The 25,551-nt window shown below is 62.2% G+C and carries 23 protein-coding genes and 2 pseudogenes; 15 read left to right on the forward strand and 10 right to left on the reverse strand.

The genetic code is table 11. The annotated features are described in order from the left end of the window. Positions 1-26: 26 nt before the first annotated feature. The gene (locus tag C3F42_RS04010; protein WP_104444017.1) at positions 27-470 is read left to right on the forward strand and encodes a GFA family protein; all 444 of its coding nucleotides are present in this window, start codon (positions 27-29) and stop codon (positions 468-470) included. A gap of 314 nt (positions 471-784) precedes the next feature. Here C3F42_RS04010 and C3F42_RS04015 read toward each other — a convergent pair whose 3' ends face one another. Continuing rightward, on the reverse strand, positions 785-1,849 hold the full coding sequence (locus tag C3F42_RS04015) for an SDR family oxidoreductase (protein WP_094011135.1): 1,065 nt from the start codon (positions 1,847-1,849) through the stop codon (positions 785-787). 73 nt (positions 1,850-1,922) lie between these two features. Between C3F42_RS04015 and C3F42_RS04020 the strand changes: the two genes are divergently transcribed. Then, positions 1,923-2,327, forward strand: coding sequence for a MerR family transcriptional regulator (locus tag C3F42_RS04020; protein WP_094011134.1), 405 nt, complete (start codon positions 1,923-1,925; stop codon positions 2,325-2,327). A gap of 110 nt (positions 2,328-2,437) precedes the next feature. On the opposite strand, the gene C3F42_RS04025 is transcribed toward C3F42_RS04020, so the two are convergent. Next, entirely contained in the window at positions 2,438-2,863 is a 426-nt protein-coding gene (locus tag C3F42_RS04025; protein WP_094011133.1) for an anti-virulence regulator CigR family protein, read from the reverse strand. A 425-nt stretch (positions 2,864-3,288) separates the two neighbouring features. Between C3F42_RS04025 and C3F42_RS04030 the strand changes: the two are divergent. After that, positions 3,289-3,465 (forward strand): annotated as a pseudogene (locus tag C3F42_RS04030) (chromate transporter); the annotation flags it as partial. A gap of 119 nt (positions 3,466-3,584) precedes the next feature. Here the strand turns inward: C3F42_RS04030 and istB are convergent. Further along, a complete protein-coding gene (gene istB / locus C3F42_RS04035) occupies positions 3,585-4,325 on the reverse strand; it encodes an IS21-like element helper ATPase IstB (RefSeq protein ID WP_064491510.1) in 741 nt (246 codons plus the stop codon). Continuing rightward, positions 4,322-5,842 carry an IS21 family transposase gene (istA, locus tag C3F42_RS04040; RefSeq protein WP_081273177.1) on the reverse strand — a complete coding sequence of 507 codons (1,521 nt, stop codon included), beginning with the start codon at positions 5,840-5,842 and terminating at the stop codon, positions 4,322-4,324. The genes istB and istA overlap by 4 nt, the downstream gene beginning before the upstream one ends. 161 nt (positions 5,843-6,003) lie before the next feature. Between istA and C3F42_RS04045 the strand changes: the two are divergent. Continuing rightward, a pseudogene (locus C3F42_RS04045) lies at positions 6,004-6,195 on the forward strand (chromate transporter); the annotation flags it as partial. Positions 6,196-6,290: 95 nt separating this feature from the next. Here the strand turns inward: C3F42_RS04045 and arsH are convergent. The 4 genes from arsH to C3F42_RS04065 are packed head-to-tail and all read right to left on the reverse strand — an operon-like array spanning position 6,291 to position 9,155. Further along, complete coding sequence (gene arsH, locus C3F42_RS04050) at positions 6,291-6,992, reverse strand: arsenical resistance protein ArsH (protein WP_094011132.1); 702 nt, start codon at positions 6,990-6,992, stop codon at positions 6,291-6,293. 12 nt (positions 6,993-7,004) lie between these two features. Continuing rightward, positions 7,005-7,475 carry an arsenate reductase ArsC gene (locus C3F42_RS04055; RefSeq protein WP_023630038.1) on the reverse strand — a complete coding sequence of 157 codons (471 nt, stop codon included), beginning with the start codon at positions 7,473-7,475 and terminating at the stop codon, positions 7,005-7,007. 27 nt (positions 7,476-7,502) lie between these two features. Continuing rightward, on the reverse strand, positions 7,503-8,786 hold the full coding sequence (locus tag C3F42_RS04060) for an arsenic transporter (RefSeq protein ID WP_023630037.1): 1,284 nt from the start codon (positions 8,784-8,786) through the stop codon (positions 7,503-7,505). 21 nt (positions 8,787-8,807) lie between these two features. After that, positions 8,808-9,155 (reverse strand): metalloregulator ArsR/SmtB family transcription factor, encoded by a 348-nt coding sequence (locus tag C3F42_RS04065; RefSeq protein ID WP_094011131.1) that lies wholly within the window; start codon positions 9,153-9,155, stop codon positions 8,808-8,810. A gap of 232 nt (positions 9,156-9,387) precedes the next feature. Here C3F42_RS04065 and C3F42_RS04070 point away from each other — a divergent pair, with 232 nt between their 5' ends. From C3F42_RS04070 to C3F42_RS04120, 11 genes are all read left to right on the forward strand, one after another. Next, positions 9,388-10,614: an MFS transporter gene (locus C3F42_RS04070; RefSeq protein WP_094011251.1), complete on the forward strand. Its 1,227-nt coding sequence runs from the start codon at positions 9,388-9,390 to the stop codon at positions 10,612-10,614. Between the two features lie 137 nt (positions 10,615-10,751). Beyond that, positions 10,752-12,602 carry an ABC transporter ATP-binding protein gene (locus C3F42_RS04075; protein ID WP_104444018.1) on the forward strand — a complete coding sequence of 617 codons (1,851 nt, stop codon included), beginning with the start codon at positions 10,752-10,754 and terminating at the stop codon, positions 12,600-12,602. Positions 12,603-12,748: 146 nt separating this feature from the next. Continuing rightward, on the forward strand, positions 12,749-13,582 hold the full coding sequence (locus C3F42_RS04080) for a phytanoyl-CoA dioxygenase family protein (RefSeq protein WP_094011129.1): 834 nt from the start codon (positions 12,749-12,751) through the stop codon (positions 13,580-13,582). Positions 13,583-13,595: 13 nt separating this feature from the next. After that, positions 13,596-14,012 (forward strand): RidA family protein, encoded by a 417-nt coding sequence (locus C3F42_RS04085; protein ID WP_094011128.1) that lies wholly within the window; start codon positions 13,596-13,598, stop codon positions 14,010-14,012. Between the two features lie 136 nt (positions 14,013-14,148). Further along, positions 14,149-14,853, forward strand: a complete 705-nt coding sequence (locus tag C3F42_RS04090; protein WP_094011127.1) for a TetR/AcrR family transcriptional regulator — start codon at positions 14,149-14,151, stop codon at positions 14,851-14,853. Between the two features lie 210 nt (positions 14,854-15,063). After that, positions 15,064-16,551 (forward strand): FAD-dependent oxidoreductase, encoded by a 1,488-nt coding sequence (locus C3F42_RS04095; protein WP_104445276.1) that lies wholly within the window; start codon positions 15,064-15,066, stop codon positions 16,549-16,551. Then, positions 16,548-17,216, forward strand: coding sequence for a c-type cytochrome (locus C3F42_RS04100; protein WP_094011126.1), 669 nt, complete (start codon positions 16,548-16,550; stop codon positions 17,214-17,216). Before C3F42_RS04095 ends, C3F42_RS04100 begins: the two co-directional genes overlap by 4 nt. 194 nt (positions 17,217-17,410) lie before the next feature. Then, on the forward strand, positions 17,411-18,910 hold the full coding sequence (locus C3F42_RS04105; RefSeq protein ID WP_094011125.1) for an NAD(P)/FAD-dependent oxidoreductase: 1,500 nt from the start codon (positions 17,411-17,413) through the stop codon (positions 18,908-18,910). Between the two features lie 72 nt (positions 18,911-18,982). Further along, positions 18,983-20,626: a 3-(methylthio)propionyl-CoA ligase gene (locus C3F42_RS04110; protein ID WP_201755098.1), complete on the forward strand. Its 1,644-nt coding sequence runs from the start codon at positions 18,983-18,985 to the stop codon at positions 20,624-20,626. Then, positions 20,623-21,573, forward strand: coding sequence for an alpha/beta hydrolase (locus C3F42_RS04115; protein WP_094011124.1), 951 nt, complete (start codon positions 20,623-20,625; stop codon positions 21,571-21,573). Before C3F42_RS04110 ends, C3F42_RS04115 begins: the two co-directional genes overlap by 4 nt. A 48-nt stretch (positions 21,574-21,621) precedes the next feature. After that, entirely contained in the window at positions 21,622-23,202 is a 1,581-nt protein-coding gene (locus C3F42_RS04120; protein WP_094011123.1) for a GMC family oxidoreductase, read from the forward strand. Positions 23,203-23,400: 198 nt separating this feature from the next. On the opposite strand, the gene C3F42_RS04125 is transcribed toward C3F42_RS04120, so the two are convergent. Together C3F42_RS04125 and C3F42_RS04130 are read right to left on the reverse strand one after the other, a co-directional pair. Beyond that, on the reverse strand, positions 23,401-24,825 hold the full coding sequence (locus C3F42_RS04125) for a coniferyl aldehyde dehydrogenase (protein ID WP_094011122.1): 1,425 nt from the start codon (positions 24,823-24,825) through the stop codon (positions 23,401-23,403). A 54-nt stretch (positions 24,826-24,879) separates the two neighbouring features. Further along, positions 24,880-25,521 (reverse strand): hypothetical protein, encoded by a 642-nt coding sequence (locus C3F42_RS04130; RefSeq protein WP_094011121.1) that lies wholly within the window; start codon positions 25,519-25,521, stop codon positions 24,880-24,882. Between the last annotated feature and the right edge of the window lie 30 nt (positions 25,522-25,551).

Raw genomic sequence — 25,551 nt, forward strand, 5'->3', positions numbered from 1 at the left:
TTCTCTGACCCAAGTAGAGGAACGCCATGGTTAATGAAACAACCGATAATCGCCCTGTCTACCGAGCAGCCTGCCATTGTGGGACGGTGCAATTCTCCTTGCGCTTGACCGACGGCACGCGCACAGCGCGTAGGTGTAACTGCTCTCTCTGCCGTATGCGGGGTGCCGTGGCAGTATCAGCTAACCTGGGCGACATCACGGTTACCCAAGGAAAAGAGGCGCTCACGCTTTATCAATTCAACACACGCGAAGCAAAACACTACTTCTGCTCGAAGTGTGGCATCTACACCTTTCACCAGCGGCGTTCTGCGCCTGATCAGTATGGAGTCAATGTGGCCTGTATCGAGGGTATGAGCCCATTTGACTTCTCAGAGGTGCCTGTCAGTGAAGGTCGGATTCATCCCAAAGACCGTGTAGTCGCAGGCGCCGAAGTTGCAGGATGGATCCGATACGAAAGCACCGCAGAGTGACTGCGCAGCTTGCCTGGAGACAGCGCTGCGAGGGCGGCTGGCGCTCGCTGCAAGCAGTGCGTCTATCGTGCACCCGGCTAATTCAAGCGCATGAGTCATGACGTCTAGAGAAAGCCAATTCGAAGTTGAGACTGACAAACTTCTGGCTGTGCGCAAAGTGTCGCTAGCGCTCAGATACATCCGACAGTTTTCCCCATGGCAGCCCTTCGTGAAGAGCAGCCACGGTCGCAATCGGTCCCTCGAACAAGATGAAGCATTGCACGGCGAGCGCCATGGCATGGGCATGGTCCATGCCTATTGCCTGAAGGGTTGCCTCAATGAATCAAGTTGCCTTTGACGTAGCGCACTGTCCTCTCCAAAGCTCGCGCCATGTCGGGATGTGCCATCTGATACTTCAGTTCCAATTGCCTGCTAAGCCGCATGTCAAAGCGTTGAGTCTGAATAAAGTTCAATGACTCGGCGCTGATCGCGAATCGGGCCGCCAGGCCGGGAATTGTCAAAAGCCATCTCAACAACCCTATCGCTACATGGCGACGGGGTGCCTTGATATTCAGCGTTTTGGCGATCTGCCCTAGCATCCCCTGCAAATTCGGTGTGTGTTCATAGAGCGCCAAGACCTGCTGGTTGGCCATCGAGGGGTCGAATGCCGCGCAACTTATCATTGTTACCAGGTAATCGACGCTGACTAATGGCAACCAGTGCCTGGTGGAGCCGGGTACAGCTTTGAACCGCCCTTGTGCCAGATTTCGAATGAGTTCGGCCAAAGGTTGTCCTTCGACAATGTGGCCACTCTCGCTGTGGCCACACACCGTAGCAGGGTGAACGATTGTGTAATCCGCGCCCGTTTCCTGCATGTAACGAATGACCGCAAAATGGGCCTCGAGCTTGCTGCCTTCGTAGCCACCTGCACGGCCGTAGACGGCAGGCCAGTTCGTGTTCTCAGGGCACTCATTGTCAACCCCGATACTGGCAAGGTGGTCAAGGTTTTGCAGCATGAAGCCACCCACCATCAGCAAGCGAATGCGCTGGCTCGCCGCAAGCCTGGCGACTCTCAGCGCCCCTTGCACATTGACTTCGCGGGCGCGCTCCATTGTCAGCCCCCAGGAAAACTGCGCTGCTAGGTGGAAGGCCACAGAGGCCGACGACACGCGCTGCTTGTCTGCCTCGCTGAGCCCAAGCCCCTCTCTACTGATATCGCCCTCAACGGCATGGACACAGGCAGGATTACCACCCAGTCGGCCTACCTGCTCCCGCAGACGCTCGAGGTTTGCAGGGGTGCGCATAAGCACCCAGACCTTGTGCCCTGTCGAAGTAAGACGGGCCAGTAAATGTTGGCCTACAAACCCACTACCGCCTGTGACGAAACACTCCACGCTCATGCCTGAATCCTTGTTTGGATGATGGGCGCAGGCTAAGGTGTAGAGCCTGCTCTACAGTCAAGGAATTTTTACTGTGAACATTGGAGAGTTGGAGCGCCGGAGTGGAATTGGCCGCCATGCACTGCGCTATTACGAACAACTCGGGCTTATCGTGGCCCATCGACAAGCCAACAACTATCGCAGCTACAGCGATCAGGCCGTTGTTGACCTGGCCTTCATTCAGAACGCCCAGGGCGTGGGCTTTTCGCTCGCCGAGATTGGCGACATTCTTGCTGCCAAGCGGGGTAATACGATCAATTGCGCGCAAGGCGCGGCCTTGGTCGCCAGCAAGATGGCCGAAATTCAGTCGAAGATCACCACCTTGCAAGCCACGTATGTTTTTCTGGAAGCAGAGCGTGTGAAGCTTGAGGCCAGCGCCATTGCGCTCGGGCAGACCATCGTTCATCTTCCTGGACATGGGCATGCCGCAACGCAATAGTTCCCGGCTTAACTGTTCAGCGTGGCCCCCGCACCCTGGCGGGCCTGCTGGAGGAACAATGACAGGTTTAAAGTCATCGGCTACTTACAGCTTTGTCCAAGCTGATGACTTTAATCCAGCACGTTGTGCAGTACCTCATAGATCACACCCGAGGCAATAGCTACAAGCAGTAGGTCAGCTCCGGCTTGGTGCCACTCATAGCCATCGTAATGAGGAAGTCGTCCGATCAGCCTGCTGTCCAATTTTTTGGCGATTCCGGGCGGGAGAGGTTTGCCGCGTGCCAAATTTTTCTGAATCCCAGGGGGTAGAGATGCGCCTGGATTCCAGTAATTGCGATTGTCGTTGAGGATGACCCGCACCGCCCCCAAGTCGACAGAAGGCCCACTTTGCCAGTCGTTACCGTTGCCTTGATGCCCTTGATTGCCGTGTTGGTTGCCTTTGTCGTGGCCTTTTCCTTTGCCGGGATCTGCCAACGACAATGGGCTCACGCCCATTACCAGCGAGAGCGCAACGGCGAAATTCAACTTCGTTCTCATATGAACTGTCCTTGATCATTTCTCTACTCAGAGCGTAGTCAACCTGATACCGAAGGCAATGCTCTTGAAGGGGGAGCACGCTGTCGGAATGCGAGAACTGAATCACCTTGGGTTGCCTAGACACTCTTGAGAGGCTGTTATTGGCCGATAGCAGCAAGCCACGAAGGGTTGCGTTGGGTCGAAAGTAGCCACAAGCGGATGACTGCTCTCGACCCATAGCAGCCGTTTAAAAGCTGACCGTAATCGGCCAGAAGCGGTCACTTATGAAAGCAGATGAGCTTATGGAGCTTTCTCTCAGCGTTGATGCGGTTCGGCTAAACTCGCTATGCGCATGGTTCAATAAGCCTCTGCATGATCAGGTTGCGCAGCTAGGCTCATCGTATTTCGTAACGACTTTCGCTTATCGTTGGTGAAATTCGCCACTGATGGATCAAACGGACGTGACCGATATCCTCCACGCTGACCGCAGCTGCTGGACTGTTTTCTTGATCTTTCTGCGATTGGGTCTGACTTCTTTCGGCGGTCCAATTGCTCAGCTGGGGTATTTCCGGGATGTTGTGCGTCGACAGTGGTTGAGCGAGCGCAGCTATGCGGATGTGGTCTATTCGGGCTAACTCTGTTCTTTGTTTTGCTGTTCGGGCTGCAGGTTCTGGCAAAGTTTGTCAATGGCCATTAATTTTGACCCACTTTTGGCCAATAGAATTGACCCACTTGCTCACCGCTAACCGCCGGTTTTCTGCTTCAAACGATAGCTCTCACCTCCCAGCATAAAGATGTGTGAATGGTGGATCACGCGGTCGATGATGGGCACGGCCACGTTGTCGTCATGGAAGAACTCGCCCCAGCTGGTGAAGTCCTTGTTGGTGGTCAGGATGACCGAGCGGTACTCGTACAGGTTGTTGATTAACTGGAACAGGTTGTACCGGGCTTGGCGCGTCATCGGCAGGTAGCCCAGCTCATCGATGATCAGCACGTCGTATTTGCTCAGCTGATTAAGGCGCTTCTTCAGCTCGCCCTTCATTTCCGCCAGCTCCAGATCCTCGACCAACGCCAGAGCCGTGCGGAACAGCACCTTGTAGCCCGCCTGAACCGCCTTGTGGCCAATCCCAATGGCCAAGTGGGTCTTGCCCACACCCGGTGGTCCGATGAACACCAGGTTGTCGCGGTTGTCGATAAAGCTGAAGTCCAGCAAGGTGCTGACCTGGCGCTTGGTGATGGTGGTCTGGTGCCGGTAATCGAAGGCCTCCAGATGCTTCTCCGAGGGGAACTGCGCCTGCTTGAGGTTGCGGCTTACGCGGCTACTGGAGCGGGCGTTAAGCTCATGCTCGACCAGTGACTGGGCGAAGCTCAGGTAGGACAGTTCATTGGCTTCGGCTCTGGCCAGCAGGGTGGCCAGCTCACCCGCGGTCGCGCTGAGGCGCAGGCTTCGGTACTGCGCGATAGTGCTGTCGAGCAGGCTCATTGGGTCACCCCGTGGCCAGTCGACTGGCCAATGCGGGCATAAGCGTTCAGGTCGGCGTGACTAACCTGGCTACCGGCCTCTGGCGCATAGTCATGGTCGCCGATGATCCGGCCCCGCGCCTTGGCTTGCTGCCATGCTTCGAGGTAGCGCTTGAGCCCGGTGGCGGTCAGTTCACTGCGCTCGCACAACTCGCCGAGCAACGCCGTATCAACCGGCGCATGGGCCATGAGCAGGTCGCGTGCAGCAACCAGCTGATCCTTGTAGATACGCGGCGAAGTACGCTTGAGCAGTTGGCACAGGGTTGCCCCAAGGGCATCGGGCAGGATCGAGTCGATGCCGCGCTCCAGGTCGGTAATGCGCTGGGCATGGTCTCGGTAATGGTTGTTGTTCTTGATCATCCGGCCCTTGGCCTTGCACAGGTCATGGGTGGCTATGAGTTCACCGCTCTCCAGGTCATGGATCAGCAACTGGTTGTCCTGTGCGCTGACACCGACACGGGCTTGCTGCCAGGCCATGGGTACCGAGTACTTGTTGGCCTGCCATGAGATCAAGCCGGTCTTGTCGACCTTGCGGGTCTCCCTTGTCGGCGCCACGTGCAGCAGGTTCTGCGGGACGAGATAGGGCTTGAGCTGACTACGCTCCAGTGCCTCGAAATGCGCTCTTGGATGCTGCCCCGTCGTGCCGTGCACGCGTGCGTTGGCGACAGTCTCGAGCCAATCATTCAGGTGCTGTCGGACGGCGGCCTCGTCCTGGAAGTGCTCGCCGTAGAAGCAGTCACGCTTGACGTACTTGACCCCGGCCTCCACCTTGCCCTTGCTCTCCGGGTCATAGCCCTCGCAGGCATGGATGCGGTACCCGACGGTAGTCGCATACTGGTGGAAGCGCTGGTTCAGCGTCAGCTCACGGTACTGCTCGTTGATCACCACCATCTTGGTCTGATCGTAGATGCACTCCTCGGTGACGCCGCCGAAGTAGCGGAAGGCCTCGTCGTGCATCTGGATAAACCGTTCGGTATCCAGCGGCCGGAAGTTCAGACCGACATACATCAGCCGTGAACAGGACAGCACAAACACCACAAAATGAACGACACGCTCCAGGCCGCCAATCATGACGCCTCGCAGCTCACCGGGGTCGACCTGACACTGCACGCCAGGCACTGACTCAACGACCGGCTCGTAATAGCGCAACTGGCCACTGGCAACCTGCTGCTTGAGCGCTTGCACATAGCGGCGAATGCTCCGGTCTGACACCGCCAGCTCGGTGGTGCGCTCCCTCAGGCGACGGGCCAGCTTGACTGCGCTCAGGGCTGGAAACTGACCCAACTGATTAATCAGATAATCGCGGTGCTCGTCGAGCACCTTGGTGCGTGAAGGGTCAGCAATGGTAGCGCTGATCTGCATCTCATCCAGGTGGAGATACTTGCGTACGGTGTTCCGGGAAATCCCCAGCTCACGACTGATGGCACGGACCGACAGGCCTCGGCCCTGGTCATACAACCCCTTGATCTTGTGAATCACAACCCACTCCTTCAATGATCTGTCCCCGGCCTGTGCATAAGGCGGGTGACGCTACATGGTCGGTGGCCAATGCCACTATGGGTGGGTCAAAATTGTTGGCCAGAGGTGGGTCAGTTTAATTGGCCATTAACAAAGTTATTCCCAAGTCAGATGCTGTCAGTAGCGGCTCACTGGTTTTCGGTGGCGGACATGTAGTGCTACCACTATTACAGGCTGACCTCGTGCCTTCTGGATGGGTTGATCACGATGCATTCTTGGCGGGCTATGGCGCAGCTCAGGCCGTCCCGGGACCGTTATTCACCTTCGCGGCATTCCTCGGCGCCTCGATGAACCAGACACCCAGCGGTTGGAGTCGTTGGCCGTCAGTCGCGCCCCTTCGCTAACGACCCAAGCGGGCTATCTCCTAAGAGACGCCCTTGGCCAAAAGCGGATATTCCGGGCATCCGTCTCAGATAGAGCGCTGGTTCACACGGGCAGAGAGTTGTTCGGCGTTTTCCTTGCGTTCCGAATAGCGATCCACCAAGAACGCCTGGCGGTCGCGCAACAGAACGGTGAACTTCACCAGTTCCTCCATGACGTCCACCACGCGATCGTAGTACGGCGAGGGTTTCATCCGCCCGACGTCATCAAACTCAAGGTAGGCTTTGGGCAGCGAAGACTGGTTGGGAATGGTGAACATGCGCATCCAGCGGCCAAGCACACGCAACTGGTTGACCACGTTGAATGACTGCGAACCGCCACACACCTGCATGACCGCCAGGGTCTTGCCTTGAGTGGGGCGAACCGCACCCAGTGCCAGAGGAATCCAGTCGATCTGCGCCTTGAATACGGCTGACATTGCACCGTGGCGCTCTGGCGAGCACCAGACCTGACCTTCCGACCACTGCACCAGATCACGCAGTTCCTGCACCTTGGGGTGCTCGACAGGCACATCGTCAGGTAACGGCAGGCCCGAAGGATTGAAGACCTTGGTCTCGGCACCGAAGTGCTCCAGCAGGCGTGCAGCTTCCTCCACCAGCAGGCGACTGAAGGAACGTTCGCGGGTCGATCCATACAGCAACAGGATACGTGGTTTGTGCTCGCTGGAGCGGGTTGCCGCTGGCGCTGGATCGAACAGCGAGAGATCGAGATTAGGCAGTTGCTCGGACATGTTTCCTCCTGCTCAAAGCGTAGCGATGCGATCCAGCTCATTCTTGAGCTGCTCACGGTCGAGATTTTCGAATGGCAGCGCGAAGAAGGCCTCGCAGCGAGACTGGATTCGGGCCAGCGTGGCGCGGAATGCAGCGTCGACCGACGCTTCGTCAGCCACGACAGCGGACGGATCCTCCAGCCCCCAGTGCGTCTTCAGCGCAGGGCCGAAATACACCGGGCAGGCTTCGCCGGCGGCGTTGTCGCAAACGGTGATGACGATGTCAGGAGGGCAATGCTCGAACGCGTCATTGCCCTTGCTGCTCAGCCCCTCGATCGGGATACCGGCATGCTGCAATGTGGTCAGGCTGCGCGGCAACACTTGGCCCTTTGGGAAACTGCCGGAACTGACGGCTTCAAATCCATGAGGGGCCAGGTGATTGAACACGGCCTCGGAAAGGATGCTGCGGCAGCTGTTGGCCGTGCACATGAATAGGACTCGCATGAGGGCTCCTGCGCTTCGTGGCGGGTTTCAGAGGCTGAGGCGCAATGCCAGAGCCGATAGGGTGATCAGTAGAACTGGCAGCGTCAGCAGGATGCCGACTTTGAAGTAGTAACCCCAGGTAATGCGCATGCCTTTGCGCTCCAGCACGTGCAGCCAGAGCAGCGTGGCGAGGCTGCCGATGGGGGTAATTTTCGGGCCGAGGTCGCAGCCGATGATGTTGGCGTAGATCATCGCCTCGCGTACCAGCCCTTGCGCCTCGCTGGCCTGGATCGACAAAGCGCCGATCAGCACGCTGGGCATGTTGTTCATGACCGAGGACAGCAATGCAGCGATCAGCCCGGTGCCGATGGCGGCACTCCACAGCCCTTGCTGCGCAAGGCGGTCGAACAGGTGGGTGAGCATGTCGGTAAGGCCGGCGTTCTTCAGCCCGTATACCACCAGGTACATACCGAGGGAAAAGATCACCACCTGCCAGGGTGCCTCGCGCAGCACACGACGGGTCGAGATGCGGTGGCCACGGGCGGCGACGGCAAACAGGATCGCTGCACAAGTTGCTGCTACCGCACTGATCGGGATACCCAGTGGTTCCAGGGCGAACAAGCCGATCAGCAACACCAGCAGCACCCAGCCACCCACCTTGAAGGTTGCGCGGTCATGGATTGCCTCGTTTGGCATCTTCAGGGCCGCGACCTCGTACTGTCTCGGAATATCTCGGCGGAAGAACAGGAACAGCACCAGCAGGGTTGCCGACACGCTGGCGAAATTCACTGGCACCATCACCGAAGCGTATTCGCTGAAGCCCAACCTGAAGTAGTCGGCCGAGACGATGTTCACCAGGTTGGAGACCACCAATGGCAGGCTCGCCGTGTCGGCGATGAAGCCGGCGGCCATGACGAAGGCCAGTGTCGCGGCGGGCGAGAAGCGCAGCGCGAGCAGCATCGACATGACGATAGGTGTGAGGATCAGTGCCGCACCATCGTTGGCGAAGAGCGCCGACATGGCGGCGCCGAGCAGCACACAGAAGGCGAACAGGCGGTAGCCGCTGCCGTTTGCCCAGCGCGCCACGTGCAGCGCGGCCCACTCGAAGAACCCGGCCTCATCCAGCAGCAGGCTGATGATGATGACGGCGATGAAGGTGACGGTGGCGTTCCAGACGATGGCCCACACAGTCGGGATGTCGTGCAGCGAAACGGCGCCTGCCGCCAGGGCGATGAGGGCACCGAGCGCTGCGCTCCAGCCAACGCCAAGCCCCTTCGGCTGCCAGATGACCAGGATGAGGGTGAAAACGAAGACTGCAATCGCTACCAGCATGATGACCTCGTACAGTGATGATCAGCAGCAGGCAGCGTCACGAACGGGGCGACCGTCCATGTTCTGCAGGCGCAGGGTGTTCTCTGCCAACCATTGCGTGTTGGCCTGCAGTGTCGCCTGCAAGATCTCGTGTACCCAAGCAGGCAGATCCGGGTTGAGGCGGTAATACACCCATTGCCCTTGGCGGCGGTCCAGCAGCATGCCACTGCTGCGCAGCTGCGCCAGGTGGCGACTGATCTTCGGCTGGCTGTCGTTCAATGCGCACATCAGCTCGCAAACGCATAGCTCACCAAGGCTGGCGATCAGCAGGCTGGCGCGAGCACGGGTTTCGTCAGACAGGCTCTTGAACACATCGGGCGGGGTTATCATGGCTGCACCAATACATATGGAGATACGAATATACGGATTCCCATATGTATATTGCAAGCGCGTTCAGGCGTGCCAGGGGTGGTCAGTATTCGCGGTACAACAATCGATCAGGCTGATGATTACTATCGAGCGCCCCGCCTGTCGGCTCGGCAAAACCGTCTCTTATAATCGCCAGCCATTTTTCCCGCTCCCCGGTCCGCCCCAGGCGGCATCCCCCATGGAATCCAACACCATGTCCAGCGTCACTCCGCCGTCTCACGGCCGTCCCGAACACAGTCAACAAAGCGTCAGCCAACAGTGGCTGGCGATTCTCTCGGTCGCTGTGGGCGCCTTCGCCCTGGTCACCAGTGAGTTTCTCCCGGTGGGCGTACTCAACGATGTCGCCAGCGACCTGGGCATCAGCGCCGGCCAGGCCGGCCTGATGGTCACCCTGCCCGGCATCATGGCCGCCCTCGCCGCGCCCTTGCTGTCGGTGGGCATCGGCGCCCTGGACCGTCGCTACCTGCTGATCGGCCTGACGCTGATCATGATCCTCGCCAACGCCGTCGTGGCCTACGCCAGCGACTTCAGCCTGCTGCTGTTCGGCCGCGTACTGCTGGGCATCAGCATTGGCGGTTTCTGGGCCACCGCCATTGCCCTCAGTGGCCGCCTGGCACCCAAGGGCGTGGGCGTGGCCCAGGCCACCTCGATCATCATGGTCGGCGTGACCCTGGCTACCGTGCTGGGCGTGCCGGTTGGCACCTGGCTAAGCGGCCTGATGGGCTGGCGCATGACCTTCCTCGCCACCGCGCTGGTAGGTGTGCCGGTGCTGCTGGCGCAAGTCTTCCTGCTGCCGCGGCTCACCCCAGACAAAGCCATTCGCATCAGCGACCTGCCGGCGCTGTTCGTCAATCCACAGGCGCGGGTCGGGTTGATCGCGGTATTGCTGATCGGCCTGGCGCATTTTGCCGCCTATACCTATGTCGCACCGTTCTTCAAGCAGAGCGCCGGCTTCGATGGGCCGACCATTGGTTCGCTGCTGTTGCTGTATGGCGTGGCCGGGGTGATCGGCAACATCTTCGCCGGTTTCGCTGCCAACCGCAGTGTGCGTCACACCCTGTTGCTGGTCGCCCTGATGATCGGCATCAGCACCGCCCTGTTTCCCTACTTCGCCACCGGCTTGACCGGCGCCGCGATGCTGATCGCGCTGTGGGGCTTCGCCTTTGGCGCCTTCCCGGCCTGCGCCAGTATCTGGATGTTCGTGGTGGCGCCCAAGGATGTCGAACGCGGCATGCCGCTGTTCGTCGCCATGTTCCAGGTGATCATCGCGGTAGGCTCGTTCTTCGGCGGGCGCATTGTCGATCAGCTCGGTACCGCGGTGCTGCTGAGCCTGGCCACGGCCCTGGTGGGCTGCGGTTTTGTCGCGGTACTGGTGCTCGGGCGCAATGTCTCCAATCGGATGGCGGCGCAGCCTTGCTGACCGAACGCGGTAGATGACACCGGGCAGCAGCTGGCCTCAGGGGGGCACAAGCGGCAAGGCGAAAACCTCGATGTACGGTATGGTTGCACGATCGCTACGGCGTTGCCGATCAACGCCGCGCCCTTCTGGAGACCAGCATGCTGCGTGTTTTTGAACGATGGCTCGACCCCTTCCCGCCTGATGAGATTCCACCGCCACCGCTAGGCCTGCTGCGCTTCTTGTGGGCCTGCACGCGGGGGGCGCGCGGATACATCCTGGCCCTCGCGCTGTTCAGCGCCGGCGTGTCGATCTATGAAGCCTGGCTGTTTTCCTTCCTTGGCCAGGTGGTCGACCTGCTTCCCGCCTGGCAGGCAGGCGGCGCAAGCGAACAGGAAAGCCGCGTGCTCTGGAGCATCGGTATTGTCCTGCTGAGCAGTATCGTGCTGGTGGCCCTGCGCACCCTGATGCAACACCAGGTGCTGGCGATCAACCTGCCGCTGCGCCTGCGCTGGGATTTCCATCGGCTGATGCTGCGCCAGAGCCTGTCGTTCTTCTCCGACGAGTTTTCCGGCCGGGTCACCACCAAGGTGATGCAGACCGCGCTGGCCGTGCGCGAGGTGTTGTTCACCCTGATCGAGGTCCTGCCCGGCATCGGCGTGTACTTCATCGCCATCATCGCCCTGGCCGGCGGTTTCGCCCTGCAGCTGATGCTGCCGTTCCTGGCCTGGGGCACCCTGTTCGGGCTGGCCATGCTGTACTTCGTGCCGCGCCTGGGCAAGGTCGGCCAGGAGCAGGCCCATGCGCGGTCATCGATGACCGGGCGCATCTCCGATGCCTACACCAACATCACCACGGTGAAACTGTTCTCCCATTCCAAACGCGAAGCGCACTTTGCGCGGGCGGCGATGGAGGACTTCAAGCTCACCGGCTTTCGCCAGATGCGCCTGGTCAGTCAGTTCGAGATCGTCAACCAGGCGCTGGTGGTCGGCTTGATCCTGGGCGCTGGCGGCTATGCCCTGTGGCTCTGGCACCAGGGCCAGGTTGGCGCGGGCGCCGTGGCGGCGGTCACGGCCATGGCCCTGCGGATCAACGGCATGTCGCACTGGATCATGTGGCAGATGACCTCCCTGTTCGAAAACATCGGCACCGTGCAGGACGGCATGGCCACCCTGACCCGCGGCCCCAAGGTACAGGATGCGTCCGACGCCGGCACGCTGGTGACCCGCGGTGGCGCGGTGGCCTTCGACAAGGTGAGCTTCAACTACAACGGCGAACGCCAGGTGCTCGATGACCTGAGCCTGCACATCCGCCCCGGAGAAAAGGTCGGCCTGGTGGGCCGCTCCGGCGCCGGCAAGTCCACCTTGATCAACCTGTTGCTACGGTTCTACGACGTCAACAGCGGCGAGATCCGCATCGACGGGCAGAACATCGCCCACGTCACCCAGGACAGCCTGCGCAGCGCCATCGGCATGGTCACCCAGGACACGTCGTTGCTGCACCGCTCCATCCGCGACAATATCGCCTATGGCCGCCCCGAAGCGACCGAAGCGCAGATCCGCAGCGCCGCGGCCAATGCCCAGGCCGATGGTTTCATCAGCCAGCTGAGTGATCGGCAAGGCCACAGCGGTTACGACACCCTGGTGGGCGAGCGTGGCATCAAGCTGTCCGGTGGCCAGCGCCAGCGCATTGCCATTGCCCGGGTGATGCTCAAGAACGCGCCGATCCTGCTGCTCGACGAAGCCACCAGCGCCCTGGACTCGGAGGTCGAAGTCGCGATCCAGGAAAGCCTCGACGACATGATGCAGGGCAAGACCGTCATCGCCATCGCCCATCGCTTGTCCACGATCGCCGCCATGGACCGGCTCATCGTCATGGATGAGGGGCGCATCATCGAGCAAGGCAGCCATGCTGAACTGCTCGACAGGAACGGCACCTATGCACGGCTGTGGCGGCATCAGAGCGGTGGGTTCCTGGGTGAGGACCAGGGGCTGGCGGAGACTGTGGAGTAGCACTCGAAGGAAAAGCACCTGCTGCGGTCTCCACTGCTCACATCACGGCAAACAGATCGAGGCAATTTAAATAACGATCGTTGCGTATTTTAAATTCGCTTGCTAGGCTCACGTTCACCTGCGCTCAACTCACCAGGAGAACGGTCATGCAAGACACACTGAGCAAGGCTTATCACGAAGACGGAGCGGTGTTGATCAAGGGGCTTCTGAACCCGGAGCAGTTGTCGCGTTGCCGGGAAGCCTACGACTGGGCCGTGCTCAACCATGGCCCGCATGCCACCCGCATGTTCGCCGGGACGATCCAACAATCCCACGTCGACAACGCCAACCCGTTGGCCAAGGAGCGCCTTGAGGCGCTCGTGGCGGAGCTGCCACTGGGGTCGTTGTTCGCAAATCTCTGGGGCTCGCGGAATGTCTGGTACTTCGCCGAGGAGGTTTTCCTCAAGGCCGGGGGCCAGGGCGCCCGGACGCTATGGCATCAGGACACCTCCTACCTGCCCTGGGCCGGCCACCACTGGGGCAACGCCTGGATCAGCTTCGATGCCGTACCCAAGCGCAACGCCCTGGAAATCATCCGTGGCTCCCATCGTGGGCCGCGCTATGACGGCACGACCTTCACCAACCCGGATGACCCGACCCAGCCACTGCACGGCAATGGCGCCCTGCCCCGCCTGCCGGATATCGAGGCGTTACGCCGGGAAGACCCGCAGGCCTACGACATCCTGTCCTGGGCCACGGAGCCTGGCGATGTGGTGCTGCTGCACCCGGGCTCCTTGCATGGCGGCGCACCCGTGGACGAGGACTTCCCAAGCCGACGGACATTCGTGTTCCGTTTCTTCGGCGACGACGCCACCTTCAGCCCACTCCCGGCACACAGCGATGCCGGTTACCCCCCGCAAGGCGTGCTGTTCAGCACAGAGCTCGAACACCTGGTCGCGGGCGCCCCGTTCCGCCACCCCACCTTCCGCCAAGTGGTCTGACAGGAGTTCCTCGATGAATGCGAAACCGCTCAAGCGTCAGGCCATCAATCCAGCTGCGACCCAGGCTTACTACGACAATTTCCACTTTTCCCAGGCCACCCGCGTGGGTGACCTGATCTGGGTCTCGGGGCAAGTGGGCGTCGACGCGGCCATGCAACCTGCGCAGGGTATCGTCGAGCAGTCTCACCTGGCCTTCCAGTCGCTGAAGCTGGTCCTCGAGACAGCCGGTGCGAGCCTGGCGGACGTGGTCGAGCTGACGACCTTTCATACCCACCTGCAAGCCGACATGGCAGCGTTTGCCCAGGTGAAGGATGTGTACTTTCCGGCGCGCTATCCGTCATGGACGGCAGTGGGTATCAGCCAGCTGGCACTGGAGCCGCTGAGGGTCGAGATTCGCGCAGTGGCAGTCGCGGGGTGCGGCGACGCCTGAGCGGGGCGTGCGCAGGTTGGAACGCTGCGCCGGGGCGGGATGTTTTATTCACGCAAGTTCTCTATGCTGGGGCCTTTGCACCCGCATCGACACCCGTGACCGCCCCTTTAACCGACCTCGACAGTTCTGAGCGCCCATGCCTGAGACCAAAGCCCGCCCCACAGCCGCCCCTTCACGCGCAGACAGCAGCGCGCCGGAAACCGTTGCCCGTCGCGGCAGGCCTGTCGGTGACCGCGACGCAAAGCGTGCGGAACTGCTGGAGGCCGCGATCACGGTGATCGCGCAGGATGGCTATGCCGGGGCCTCGATGCGCAAGGTTGCCAAACAGGCTGGCTGTACCACGGGCGCGGTGACCTACTACTTCGCCAACAAGGAAGACATGATCGGCGAGGTCGCACAGAGCCTGTTCGACCAGGTCGACCTGCTGCTGGCCACCAACCAGGCCTCCCTCGACATCGCCTCACTGCTTCGACAATGGCTGCAATGGGTCAACTTCGACGAATCGACCATGTGGCTCTCGTGGTTGCAATTGCTCGCCCACGCCCGCCATGAACCGGTGTTCGCCGACATCATCAGGCAGCGCTACGCGAAGTTCCGCCAGGTGTTCACCGTGGTGATCGAACAAGGGCAGGCCCAGGGCAAGATCCGCGACGATATTCCGGCCGATGTGCTGGCCGACCAGATCAGCACCATCTGCGACGGCTGGCTGATGATGATGCCCATCGAGCCGGAGCGGTTCAGTGCCAAGCGTGGCCAGGCGCTGCTCGACGCGCTGATCCTGCTCATCTCCCCGCCCAAGGTCGCGAAAGCCACGGGCAAGAGCCGGGCCAAAGCCCAGTAACCCAGCGTGTTCTGGCAACAGACTGCCTGACGACAGCTTCGCAGCGCTCGATCTCAAGAGCGCTGCCCGCTCCCCGCGAACTTCCTTCCAGCGACTCCAGCCAACCTGACCAAGCGCCGTTCAGGGGGTATTCCCTTTGCCGAAAGAGCGCAGTAGTATTTTACATAACTAAGGTTATCTAAATACAAGAACAGGTTGGCCGAGGTGCAGATGGATCAGGAAAACACAGAACTGCCATTGTCGGCGCGGCAGCGGCGCTTGCTCGTGCAAGCACTTGCCAGCGCCACCTTGATCGGCGGTGCCGCCCTCAGCGGACGGGCCATGGCGCAAGCCTTGCGAGCAGAACCCGAGCAGGTGCTGGACGTGGTGATCATTGGTGCCGGGCTGGCCGGGCTGACTGCGGCCCGTGACCTGCAACGCGCCGGGTGCATGTCCTTCACCGTGCTGGAAGCGCGGGACCGCGTGGGCGGACGCACCTACAACCACCCGCTTGGCAATGGTGTGATCTCCGAAGCCGGCGGGGAATGGATCGGGCCAGGCCAGACCGCGATCTTCGACCTGGCACGCGAGCTCGATGTCGAAACCTTCCCCACCTACTACCAAGGGCGCAATGTCTACCTGGTCGGTGAAGCCCGCTACGAGGAAGACTTGAGCAGCGGCCAGGGCGCCCATCACCCGGCGACCGAAAAGCTCAACCAGCTGTCGCGCCGGGTACCTGGCAAAGAACCCTGGACCGCAGCGGACGCCGAGGCACTCGACAAGCTGTCGGTGGGCCAATGGCTGGCGAGTCAGGGTATCGACAACACCAGCCGGCTGACCTTCGACACTTCCATCGGCCTGACCACCGGCACGCCACCCTCCAGCCTGTCCCTGCTGCACTACCTCTCCCTCATCAACTCCGCCGACTGCAGCATGGCAAAGCTCGAGGGTTTCAAGGGCGGCGCCCAGGAGACCCGCTTCATAGGCGGCTCACAGGTGCTGTGCACACGCATGGCGCAGGCGCTGGGCGATCGGGTGAAACTGTCCAGCCCGGTGCGCCGGATCGTCGGCTGGGACCAGGACATCGTCGAGATCCACACCGACCAGGGGCTCATCCGCGCACGCCAGGTCATCGCCGCCCTGCATCCGGCGCTGTGCAACCAGATCGTCTTCGACCCGCCACTGCCCGATGGCCGTGCCCAGTTGCAACGCCTGTGGCCGTCCTCGGCGCCCATGCGCAAGACCGTGCATGTCTATGCGCGCCCCTTCTGGCGGGACAAAGGGCTCAACGGCCAAGTCATCCAGGCCGACGGGCCGCTGATTCTGTCCTGCGACAACTCACCGCCAGACGGCAGCGTCGGCATCTTGATGGGCTTCGTGCGCAGCGCGCAGCTCAGCGATGACCCTGGGCAGGCCGCACGCACTCTCGCGAGCATCTACGCCAAGGCCCTGGGCGAGGAAGCTCTCGACGTCACGCAGTTCCACGATCACGACTGGGCCAAGGTCGACCCCTGGACCTTGACCTGCGTCGGCTCCATTCCCCCCGGCTTCCTGACCCGCTGGGGGCGCTATCTCAAGCCTGCTGTCGGGCGCTTGATCTGGTCGGGCACCGAGACCGCGGACTTGTGGGCCAGCAGCATGGACGGCGCGGTACGCGCCGGTCACCGCGCGGCGCTCGAAGCCCTGCAGGCACTTGCCGGCACCCGGAGGCACGCATGAAAAGGCGCACCCTGCTGCTGGGCAGTGCAATGCTTGTCGCAGGCTTGCTTGGGGTCACGGCCTTCCAGGGCCCGGAGCTGCTCGCAGGCTACAGGTTCATGAACGCCCTCGATCAGCATTACGCCAGCTATGAGGCCAATGGCGGCGCCTGGCCGCAACCGCAGGATGCCTGCTCGCTTTGCCATGGCGCTCGCGGGCAACCGCATAACAGCCTCTACCCGGCGCTCGCTGGGCAGCCGGCAGCGTATATCCAGGCGCAGCTTCAGGCGTTTGCCCAGGGCACGCGACACAGCGCGCAGATGCAGCCGCTGGCGGCCGCCCTGAGCGATGAACGGATCAAGGCCTTGGCCGAATACTTCGCCCGTCAGGTTCCGCGGGTGACCGACGCACCGGCCTCCGATGACGCCATGCGTGCCCGCGGCCACGCCAGTGCCACTACGCGGGGCTGCACCGCATGCCATGGCGAGACGCTGTCCGGCAGCCCGGTGGCGCCGCGTCTGGCCGGCCAAGGCCAGGCCTACCTGCTGGAGCAGCTCAAGGCGTTCAAGCAAGGCCAGCGCAGCGATCCCAGCGGCGCCATGAACGCTACCGCCGCCGTCCTTTCCGAGGAAGAACTCGAGGCCCTGGCGCACTACATCGCAGGGCTCGCACCGAGCGTTCGCTGACTAGAGAGATGCCTGTTTTCAACCGGGCGGCGATCGTGAATCACTATCCGTAAGGAGTTGTGCCGCAGCGACCGGAGGACCTGAGCGGGGTTGATTCGACACTAAACATAACATCTGTTGCGTAAACTTATTCCTCGTTCTACAGTCCGCCATAACAACAAGTACAAGCCTGGGCCGCCAGGCCCGGAGACCTCATGAACCATCAACATTTCGACACCTTGATCATCGGCGCTGGCCTGTCAGGCATTGGTACCGCCTGCCAGCTGGCGCAGGAGTTCCCTGAGCGCAGCATGGCGATCCTCGAGCGGCGCGCCTGCATGGGCGGCACCTGGGACCTGTTCCGTTACCCAGGCATCCGTTCCGATTCGGACATGCTCAGCTACGGCTACAAGTTCCGCTTGTGGCGAAGCCCCAAGGTGCTCGCCGACGGCGCCTCGATCCGGCGGTACATCCAGGACACGGCCAGGCAGCATGGCCTGGACAAGAAGATCCATTACGGCGTGAAGATCACCGGCGCCAACTGGTGCAGCCAGCAACGCCTGTGGCAGGTCAGCGCCGTGCATGAGGCCAGCGCAACGGTGCGGCAATACAGCTGCAAGTTCCTGCTGTGCTGCACCGGCTACTACAACCACGACGCAGGTTTCCTGCCGAGCTTTCCCGGCGAGGAGGCGTTCAAAGGGGTGCGGGTCCATCCGCAGCACTGGCCTGAGGACCTGGACTACACCGGCAAGCACGTCGTGGTGATCGGCAGCGGTGCCACCGCGGCCACGCTGATACCGGCCATGGCCGACAAAACCGGGCATATCACCATGCTGCAGCGCTCCCCGTCGTATATCTACTCGCTGCCTTCCACCGACACATTGACGGCCACGCTCTCGCGCATCATGCCCGCCCGCTGGGCCTATGGCCTGGCCCGCAAGCGCAATATCGTGCTGTATCGGGCGGCCTATATCGCCTGCCGGCAATGGCCGCGGCTGATGCGCAGGATCATCCTTTCGCACGTCCGTCGCCAGGTCGGCCCCGACGCCGACATGCGCCACTTCACCCCCCACTACATGCCGTGGGACGAGCGCCTGTGCGCGGTGCCCGATGGCGACCTGTTCAAAGCCATCCGTAGTGGCCGCGCCTCGATCGAAACCGATCACATCGAGCGCTTCAGCGAAAGCGGCATTGTGCTCAAGTCCGGCAAGCACTTGCCGGCCGACATCATCATCACGGCGACCGGGCTCAGGCTCCAGGTATTGGGCGGGATGATCGTGTCGGTGGACGGCACCCCCTATCCGATCGGCGAGCAGATGACCTACAAGGGCGTGCTCCTGGAAAACCTGCCGAACATGGCCTGGATATTCGGCTACACCAACGTTTCCTGGACCCTCAAGGTCGGCCTGGCGGCCAAATACCTGTGCCGGCTTTTCCACTACATGGACGAGCACGACTTCGATGTCGTGACTCCCCGCGACGATGCCTGCAACGCATTGGACGACGGGATCATGAACTCGATGAAGTCCGGCTACATCCAGCGCGACCAGCAGTTTCTCCCGCGCCAGGGCAAGGCCTACCCGTGGTTCGTCTTCATGCACTACGGCCGCGACAAGAAGATGCTGCTCAAGGATCCCGTCGAAGATCCGCGCCTGGCCTTCCTCCAGAGCACACGGGAAATCCCTGCCCCACGACCTTCCCGCGTCACCGGTTGACCACACCCCGTTCCCGTCCACCTGGCTACGACCAGCGTGGCCGGGGCATGACAACAAGAAAGGTAGAACCCGATGCAAGGCCAAATGATGACGCTGCCGCTGACCACCCCTTCGCTGCTCGAACATGCCGAGCGCTATCACGGCGATACGGAAATAGTCTCCTGCACCCTTGAAGGTCCCGTTCATCGCTATACCTATGCCGACGCGCACCGACGGGCCAGGCAGGCCGCCCACGCGCTGTTACGCCTCGGCACCGGGCCCGGCAGTCGCGTGGGCACCCTGGCCTGGAATGGCTACCGGCATTTCGAGCTTTACTACGCAATATCGGGCACCGGCGCGATCACCCATACCATCAACCCCCGGCTGTTCCCCGAACAGGTGGCCTGGATCATCAATGACGCCAAGGACGAGGTCGTGTGCTTCGACCTTGGCTTCGCTGCGCTGGTCGAGGCCATCGCAGCGGATTGCCCGGGCGTCAGGCACTGGGTGGCTATGACCGACCTTGCGCACATGCCAGCCATGCAGATCGCCAACCTGCTGTGCTACGAACAGCTCCTGGAGGCGGAGTCGGCGGACTTCGCCTGGCCCGTGCTGGATGAGCATACGGCGGCGGCGCTGTGCTACACCTCGGGAACCACCGGCAACCCCAAAGGGGTGCTCTATTCACATCGCGCTACTTTGCTGCATGCACTGGCCAGCGCCCTTCCGGACGCGCTGGCATTGTCTGCCTGCGAGGTCGTCGCCCCGGTGGTCCCCATGTTCCACGTCAACGCCTGGGGCTTGCCCTATTCCGCACCACTGGTGGGCGCCAAGCTGGTGTTTCCAGGCGCCTGCCTGGACGGCGAGAGCCTGTTCGCACTCTTCGAGCGCGAGCGCGTCACTTTCTCCGCTGGCGTGCCCACCGTGTGGCTGAGCCTGCAGCAGCATATGCGCCAATACGGGAGCCGCCTTCCCCGCTTGCGCCGCATGATCGTCGGTGGCGCCGCCTGCCCACCGGCGATGATGCGCAGTTACCAAGAGGAGTTCGGCATCTGCCTGCAACACGCCTGGGGCATGACCGAGCTGTCGCCGATGGGCACGGTGAACACGCCCAAGGCCTCGCACCTCGACCTGGAAGACGAAGCTCGCTTCGCCATCGGCGTAAAGCAGGGGCGACCGCCTTTCGGCACGGACCTGAAAATCGTGGACGAGCATGGCAACGAGCTGCTGCGTGACGGCAAGACCACAGGCGCCTTGCTGGTGCGTGGCCACTGGGTGATCGAGCGGTACTTCGGCATCGAGGCCAGCCCGTTGGTCGATGGCTGGTTCCCCACCGGGGATGTCGCCACCCTCGACCCTGACGGCTTCATGCAGATCACCGACCGCGCCAAGGATGTGATCAAGTCCGGTGGCGAGTGGATCAGCTCGATCGACCTGGAAAACATCGCCATGGCCCACCCTGCGGTCGCCGAAGCCGCCGTGCTGGGTATCGCCCACCCGAAGTGGGACGAGCGCCCATTGCTGGTTGTGGTGCTCAAACCCGGCCAGGCCGTGAGCCGCGAAGCGTTGCTGGCCCATTACGCCGGCAAGGTCGCGCGGTTCTGTTACCCCGACGATGTGGTGTTCATCGAGGCATTGCCGCACACCGCAACCGGCAAGGTCAGCAAGGTGCTGCTGCGCGAACAGTTGCACGATTACCACTGGCCTACCCCCAGCCAGCACGAGGTGGTGTCATGAACGCGCAGCTTCATACCCGCGAAATCGACCCAGCCGAGGGCCGCTGGAAGAACCGCCTGCTCAACCTGGCCTTGCGCCTGCTGGTGAAGTCCAGCCATGGCCTGCGCATCGACATCGGCAAGCTGCGCCGGCAGTTCGAACGGCTCGATGGCCAGGCGCCCAAGACATTCCCGACCGATGTACACCGCGCCGACGTGAACTGCAATGGCGTCGCCGCCCAATGGCTGACGCCGGCCCATTGCCGGCCTGAACGGGTATTGCTGTACATCCATGGCGGCGCCTTCGTTGCCTACACCCCGCAGGTCTACGCCGCGATGGTCGCGAGCTGGTGCCGGCCACTGAAGACCCGGGCACTGATGCTGGACTACCGCCTGGCCCCCGAGCACCCATTCCCAACCGCGCTTCACGAAGCGCTCGACGCCTACCGCTGGTTGCAGGGACAGGGCTTCAAGGCCAGCGACATCGTCGTCGCCGGCGACTCCGCCGGTGGCAACCTGGCGCTTGCGCTGCTGCAACGGCTACGGGACGAAGACACTCCGCTGCCGAGCTGCGCCGTGCTGCTCTCGCCGTTTCTCGACTTCACCCTCAGCGGCGCGAGTGCCTTGGACAATGCGCGCCATGATCCGATCTTCACCCCGGCCTTCGCCATCGGCATTCGCGGCTTCTATGCCCCGGCCGAATCCCACGGGCAGCCGGCAGTATCGCCGCTGTTCGGCCGCTTCGATGGCCTGCCGCCGCTGCTGTTCCAGGTAGGCAGCACCGAGATGTTGCTGGATGACTCGGTGCGCGCCGCCGCCAAGGCCTCGGCGGCCGGCGTGCCGGTTCACCTGGAGATCTGGAAGCGCCTGCCCCATGTGTTCCAGATGATCGCCGCCCTGCCTCAGGCCCAGGCGGCGCAACGCAACATTACCCGTTTCGTCAACCAGTACACCGCCTGGGACGGCTAGCCCGCCCGCTCGCCTCCTCTACCTTGCCACCCACTCGAGAACAACAAGATGGAATTCGACTACCTGATCGTAGGCGCAGGCTCCGCCGGCTGCGTCCTTGCCAATCGCCTGAGCGCCGACCCCGGCGTCACCGTGGGCCTGATCGAAGCGGGCCCGGAAGACCGCTCGCCGCTGATCCACACCCCCGTCGGCATGGCCGCGATCCTGCCGACACGGCATGTCAACTGGGCGTTCAAGACCACTGCGCAGCGAGGCCTGGGCGGTCGCCATGGCTACCAGCCTCGCGGCAAGGTGCTGGGCGGCAGCAGCTCGATCAATGGCATGATCTACATCCGCGGCCATCACGACGATTACAACGACTGGCACGCGCTGGGTAACGAAGGCTGGTCGTTCGACGATGTGCTGCCCTACTTTCGCAAGAGCGAGATGCACCATGGCGGTGACAACGACTACCACGGCGGCGAAGGCGAGCTTTACGTCGGCCCCGCGCATCGCCATGTCGTCACCGAAGCCTTCGTCGAGTCGGCCCTGCGTGCAGGACACGTTTTCAACGAAGACTTCAACGGTGCCCGGCAAGAGGGTGTCGGCTATTACGACGTGACCATCCGCGATGGCCGGCGCTGGAGCACGGCCACCGCATTCCTGAAACCGGTGCGCCAGCGCCGTAACCTCACGGTGCTGACCAACACCCATGTCGAAAGCATCGTGCTCCAGGGCGAACGCGCCACTGGCGTGCAGGCGCTGATCAAGGGAACTCGGGTACACCTGAAGGCGCGCAAGGAAGTGCTGCTGGCCGCAGGGTCCTTCGGCAGCCCGCATCTGCTGATGCTCTCGGGGATCGGCCCGCGAGCCGAGCTCGAACCCCAGGGTATCGCCGTCAGGCATGAGCTGCCGGGGGTGGGCCAGAACCTGCGCGATCACCCCGATGTGGTGCTGTGCTACAAGAGCAGCGATACCTCGCTGCTTGGCGTGTCCCTGGCGGGCAGCCTGAAGATGGGCAAGGCGACCTATGATTACCTGCGCCACCGTCGCGGCCCTTTGTCCAGCAACTGCGCCGAAGCCGGTGCATTCCTGAAGACCGACGCGACCCTCGCTCGACCGGATATCCAGCTGCACTCGGTGATCGGCACGGTCGATGACCACAACCGTAAGCTGCACTGGGGCCACGGCTTCAGCTGTCACGTCTGCGTGTTGCGCCCCAAGAGCATCGGCAGCGTGGGCCTGGCTTCACCGGACTCGCGTGTCGCCCCGCGCATCGACCCGAACCTGCTGGACCACGACGACGACGTCGAGACCCTGCTCAAGGGGTACCGCATGACCCGCGAGATCATCGCCCAGACACCGATGGCCAGCTTCGGCCTGCGCGACTTCTACAGCGCCGGCCTGCACAGCGATGAACAGCTGGTCGAGATCCTGCGCAAACGCACCGACACCATCTACCACCCGGTCGGTACCTGCAAGATGGGCCAGGACGACATGGCCGTGGTCGACAGCCAGCTGCGGGTTCACGGCATCGATGGCCTGCGTGTGATCGACGCCTCGATCATGCCAACGCTGGTCGGCGGCAACACCAATGCCGCCGCGATCATGATCGGCGAGCGCGGCGCCGAGTGGGTCGCCCAGGGCTGATATCGTTCAGGCCCCACGTCGCCACCGCCCAACGAGCAATCCGGCGGTGGCGTCCTGCGTGAAAGCTCCACCAGCCTACCCCTGAGGCAGCACCGTGGAAAAAAAAGGCGCCCCGAAGGGCGCCAAAAAGGGCATGACGAGCATGGGAGCAGCGTCAACGCGGAGCGACTTCGTCATGCCCGCCCAGCACACCGAGCCTCAGCGCAGCATCAGACGCAGCAGCGCCTGGGTGAGGCGACCGTAAGGCGGTTTGAGCAGGAAGCTGCCGTTGCGTTTGGCTTGATAGAAGATCGGCCGCATCTTGCTGAATGTCTGGAAACCCTCTTCGGCGTGATAGTGGCCCAGCCCCGAGTGGCCAACGCCACCGAATGGCAGGTTCTCCTGGAGCACGTGCAGCATCACGCTGTTGACCGAGACGCCGCCGGAGATCGTCTGCCGCAACAGCGTCTCGACACGCCCCTGGTCCTCATCGAACAGGTACAAGGCCAGCGGCCGTTCGTGGGCGTTGATGTAGTCCACCGCCTCTTCCAGCCGGCGATAACCGAGCACCGGCAGCACCGGCCCGAAGATCTCCTCCTGCATGATGAGCATGTCGTCGCGCACGTCGAACACCAGGTGCGGCGCCAGCTTGCCGACCCGGCGGGCGCCTTCGGCGTCGGCCAGGGCGACGACCCGCGCGCCCTTGTCGCGGGCATCGGCCAGCAGGGCTTCGACCCGTGCCATCTGGCGCGGGTTGATCATGCAGGTGTAGTCGGGGTTGTCGGCCAGCGGTACCGGGTAATGACGGCTGACCGCCGCACTCGCATGCTCGATGAACGCCTCTTCGCTGCCGGCTGGCAGGAACAGATAGTCCGGGGCGACGCAGGTCTGCCCGGCATTGAGGCACTTGCCCCAGAGGATGGTGTCGGCTGCTTTGCGCAAGGGGTAATCGGGGGCCACCAGTGTCGGGGACTTGCCACCGAGTTCGAGGGTCACGGGGGTGAGGTTCTCGCTGCAGTTGCGCATGACCTGCCGGCCTACCGCGGGCGAGCCGGTGAAGATCAGATGATCGAACGGCAAACGCGAGAAGCCGTCGTTGATACCGGGACCTGGCTGGATGACCGCCACCAGGTCCTCGGCAAAGCGCCTGCCCAGCAGCTCGGCCAGCAGCCGCCCGAAGTGGCTCGAATCGCTGGCGACCTTGATCATGGCGCGGTTGCCGGCGGCCAGGGCGCCGCACAGCGGCCCCAAGGTCAGGTAGAGGGGGTAGTTCCAGGGCGCGGCAATGCCGATCACGCCGAGCGGCTGGGCGAGCACGGCCGCACGCCCGGGCTGGAACCAGAGACCGACTCCGCGCTGGCGCGGTTTCATCCAGCGTTTCAGGCTTTTGATCGCATGATTGATTTCGCTGACCAGGCCAAAGACGTCCAGCAGTTTGGTCTCGTGTACGGAGCGGTGGCCGAAGTCGCTGGAAATGGCCGCCGCGATCGCATCTGCGTGCTCCAGTACCAGCGCCTTGAGCGCTTGAAGGTTGGCTCGACGTGATAGGTACGAGGGATAACGTGCTTCGGCAAACGCCTGGCGCTGGAGGACAAATACCTCGCGCATGCGCTCGACCGCCGGCGCGACTTGTTCAATGGACATGGGATGTACTCCGGGGTGGATTGCAAGGCTGCGCAGAGCCCGCGAACGGCTGCATCAGCGCGCGCAGCCCTTGGCGCGCTCCAGGGCGAAGAAGGCGTAGTACAGCTGGATCAGCATGTACGACCAGGTGACCAGGGCGATGGACAGGAAGATCGCCTTGGTATCGTCGCCTGGGATCGGGTAGAAGTCGTAGATGCACGCCACGACCAATCCCGATATCGCCGCGACGGTCACGCCCAGCGCATGCAGGCGCTCACCCGCGCGGGCCAGCCTGGCGATGAAATACGCCAGGTAAGCCGAATAGGCGAACCACATGACGACATAGAAGTAAGGCAATGGCTTGGCCATGAAGTCGCTCTTGATCATGACCAGCGTGCTGGCGAAGGTGATCGCGAAGATCACCGCGTCCTTGAGCTTCGATGGCTTGTAGTTGTGGGTCACCGCCATCAGGCCGAGCACCGTGACGATGGGGATGCCGAAGCCTCGGGAGAACGCATCGCAGAAGAACGAGATGCCATAGGAGATCTGCGATTGGGTCAGCAGGAAGATCAACAGGTTGCTGCCGGAAAACGCGACGATCAACCACTCCAACCCCAGTAGGAAATTGCCCTTGCGTAGAAACTTGATTCCGTAGATACCCCCGGACGCGATCAAGAGCACACAGGTGAGCAAGGCGAAAACATCTTTGGTTTCCATAGCGAAATTCTCTTGTTATAGAAATCGGAA

Origin of the sequence: Pseudomonas sp. PONIH3, from assembly GCF_002934345.1 — a bacterium.
Taxonomy (GTDB): domain Bacteria; phylum Pseudomonadota; class Gammaproteobacteria; order Pseudomonadales; family Pseudomonadaceae; genus Aquipseudomonas; species Aquipseudomonas soli.

Bases quoted from the DNA above. Each gene is read 5' to 3' on its own strand.
- C3F42_RS04110 (WP_201755098.1), top strand. From the start codon at position 18,983: ATGCAAGGCCAAATGATGACGCTGCCGCTGACCACCCCTTCGCTGCTC.
- C3F42_RS04120 (WP_094011123.1), top strand. From the start codon at position 21,622: ATGGAATTCGACTACCTGATCGTAGGCGCAGGCTCCGCCGGCTGCGTC.
- C3F42_RS04060 (WP_023630037.1), bottom strand. From the start codon at position 8,786: ATGCTGGTAGCGATTGCAGTCTTCGTTTTCACCCTCATCCTGGTCATC.
- C3F42_RS04095 (WP_104445276.1), top strand. From the start codon at position 15,064: ATGGATCAGGAAAACACAGAACTGCCATTGTCGGCGCGGCAGCGGCGC.
- arsH (WP_094011132.1), bottom strand. From the start codon at position 6,992: ATGTCCGAGCAACTGCCTAATCTCGATCTCTCGCTGTTCGATCCAGCG.
- istB (WP_064491510.1), bottom strand. From the start codon at position 4,325: ATGAGCCTGCTCGACAGCACTATCGCGCAGTACCGAAGCCTGCGCCTC.
- C3F42_RS04075 (WP_104444018.1), top strand. From the start codon at position 10,752: ATGCTGCGTGTTTTTGAACGATGGCTCGACCCCTTCCCGCCTGATGAG.
- C3F42_RS04055 (WP_023630038.1), bottom strand. From the start codon at position 7,475: ATGCGAGTCCTATTCATGTGCACGGCCAACAGCTGCCGCAGCATCCTT.
- C3F42_RS04115 (WP_094011124.1), top strand. From the start codon at position 20,623: ATGAACGCGCAGCTTCATACCCGCGAAATCGACCCAGCCGAGGGCCGC.
- C3F42_RS04090 (WP_094011127.1), top strand. From the start codon at position 14,149: ATGCCTGAGACCAAAGCCCGCCCCACAGCCGCCCCTTCACGCGCAGAC.
- C3F42_RS04010 (WP_104444017.1), top strand. From the start codon at position 27: ATGGTTAATGAAACAACCGATAATCGCCCTGTCTACCGAGCAGCCTGC.
- C3F42_RS04070 (WP_094011251.1), top strand. From the start codon at position 9,388: ATGTCCAGCGTCACTCCGCCGTCTCACGGCCGTCCCGAACACAGTCAA.
- C3F42_RS04130 (WP_094011121.1), bottom strand. From the start codon at position 25,521: ATGGAAACCAAAGATGTTTTCGCCTTGCTCACCTGTGTGCTCTTGATC.
- C3F42_RS04065 (WP_094011131.1), bottom strand. From the start codon at position 9,155: ATGATAACCCCGCCCGATGTGTTCAAGAGCCTGTCTGACGAAACCCGT.
- C3F42_RS04085 (WP_094011128.1), top strand. From the start codon at position 13,596: ATGAATGCGAAACCGCTCAAGCGTCAGGCCATCAATCCAGCTGCGACC.
- C3F42_RS04025 (WP_094011133.1), bottom strand. From the start codon at position 2,863: ATGAGAACGAAGTTGAATTTCGCCGTTGCGCTCTCGCTGGTAATGGGC.
- C3F42_RS04125 (WP_094011122.1), bottom strand. From the start codon at position 24,825: ATGTCCATTGAACAAGTCGCGCCGGCGGTCGAGCGCATGCGCGAGGTA.
- C3F42_RS04080 (WP_094011129.1), top strand. From the start codon at position 12,749: ATGCAAGACACACTGAGCAAGGCTTATCACGAAGACGGAGCGGTGTTG.
- C3F42_RS04100 (WP_094011126.1), top strand. From the start codon at position 16,548: ATGAAAAGGCGCACCCTGCTGCTGGGCAGTGCAATGCTTGTCGCAGGC.
- C3F42_RS04105 (WP_094011125.1), top strand. From the start codon at position 17,411: ATGAACCATCAACATTTCGACACCTTGATCATCGGCGCTGGCCTGTCA.
- C3F42_RS04015 (WP_094011135.1), bottom strand. From the start codon at position 1,849: ATGAGCGTGGAGTGTTTCGTCACAGGCGGTAGTGGGTTTGTAGGCCAA.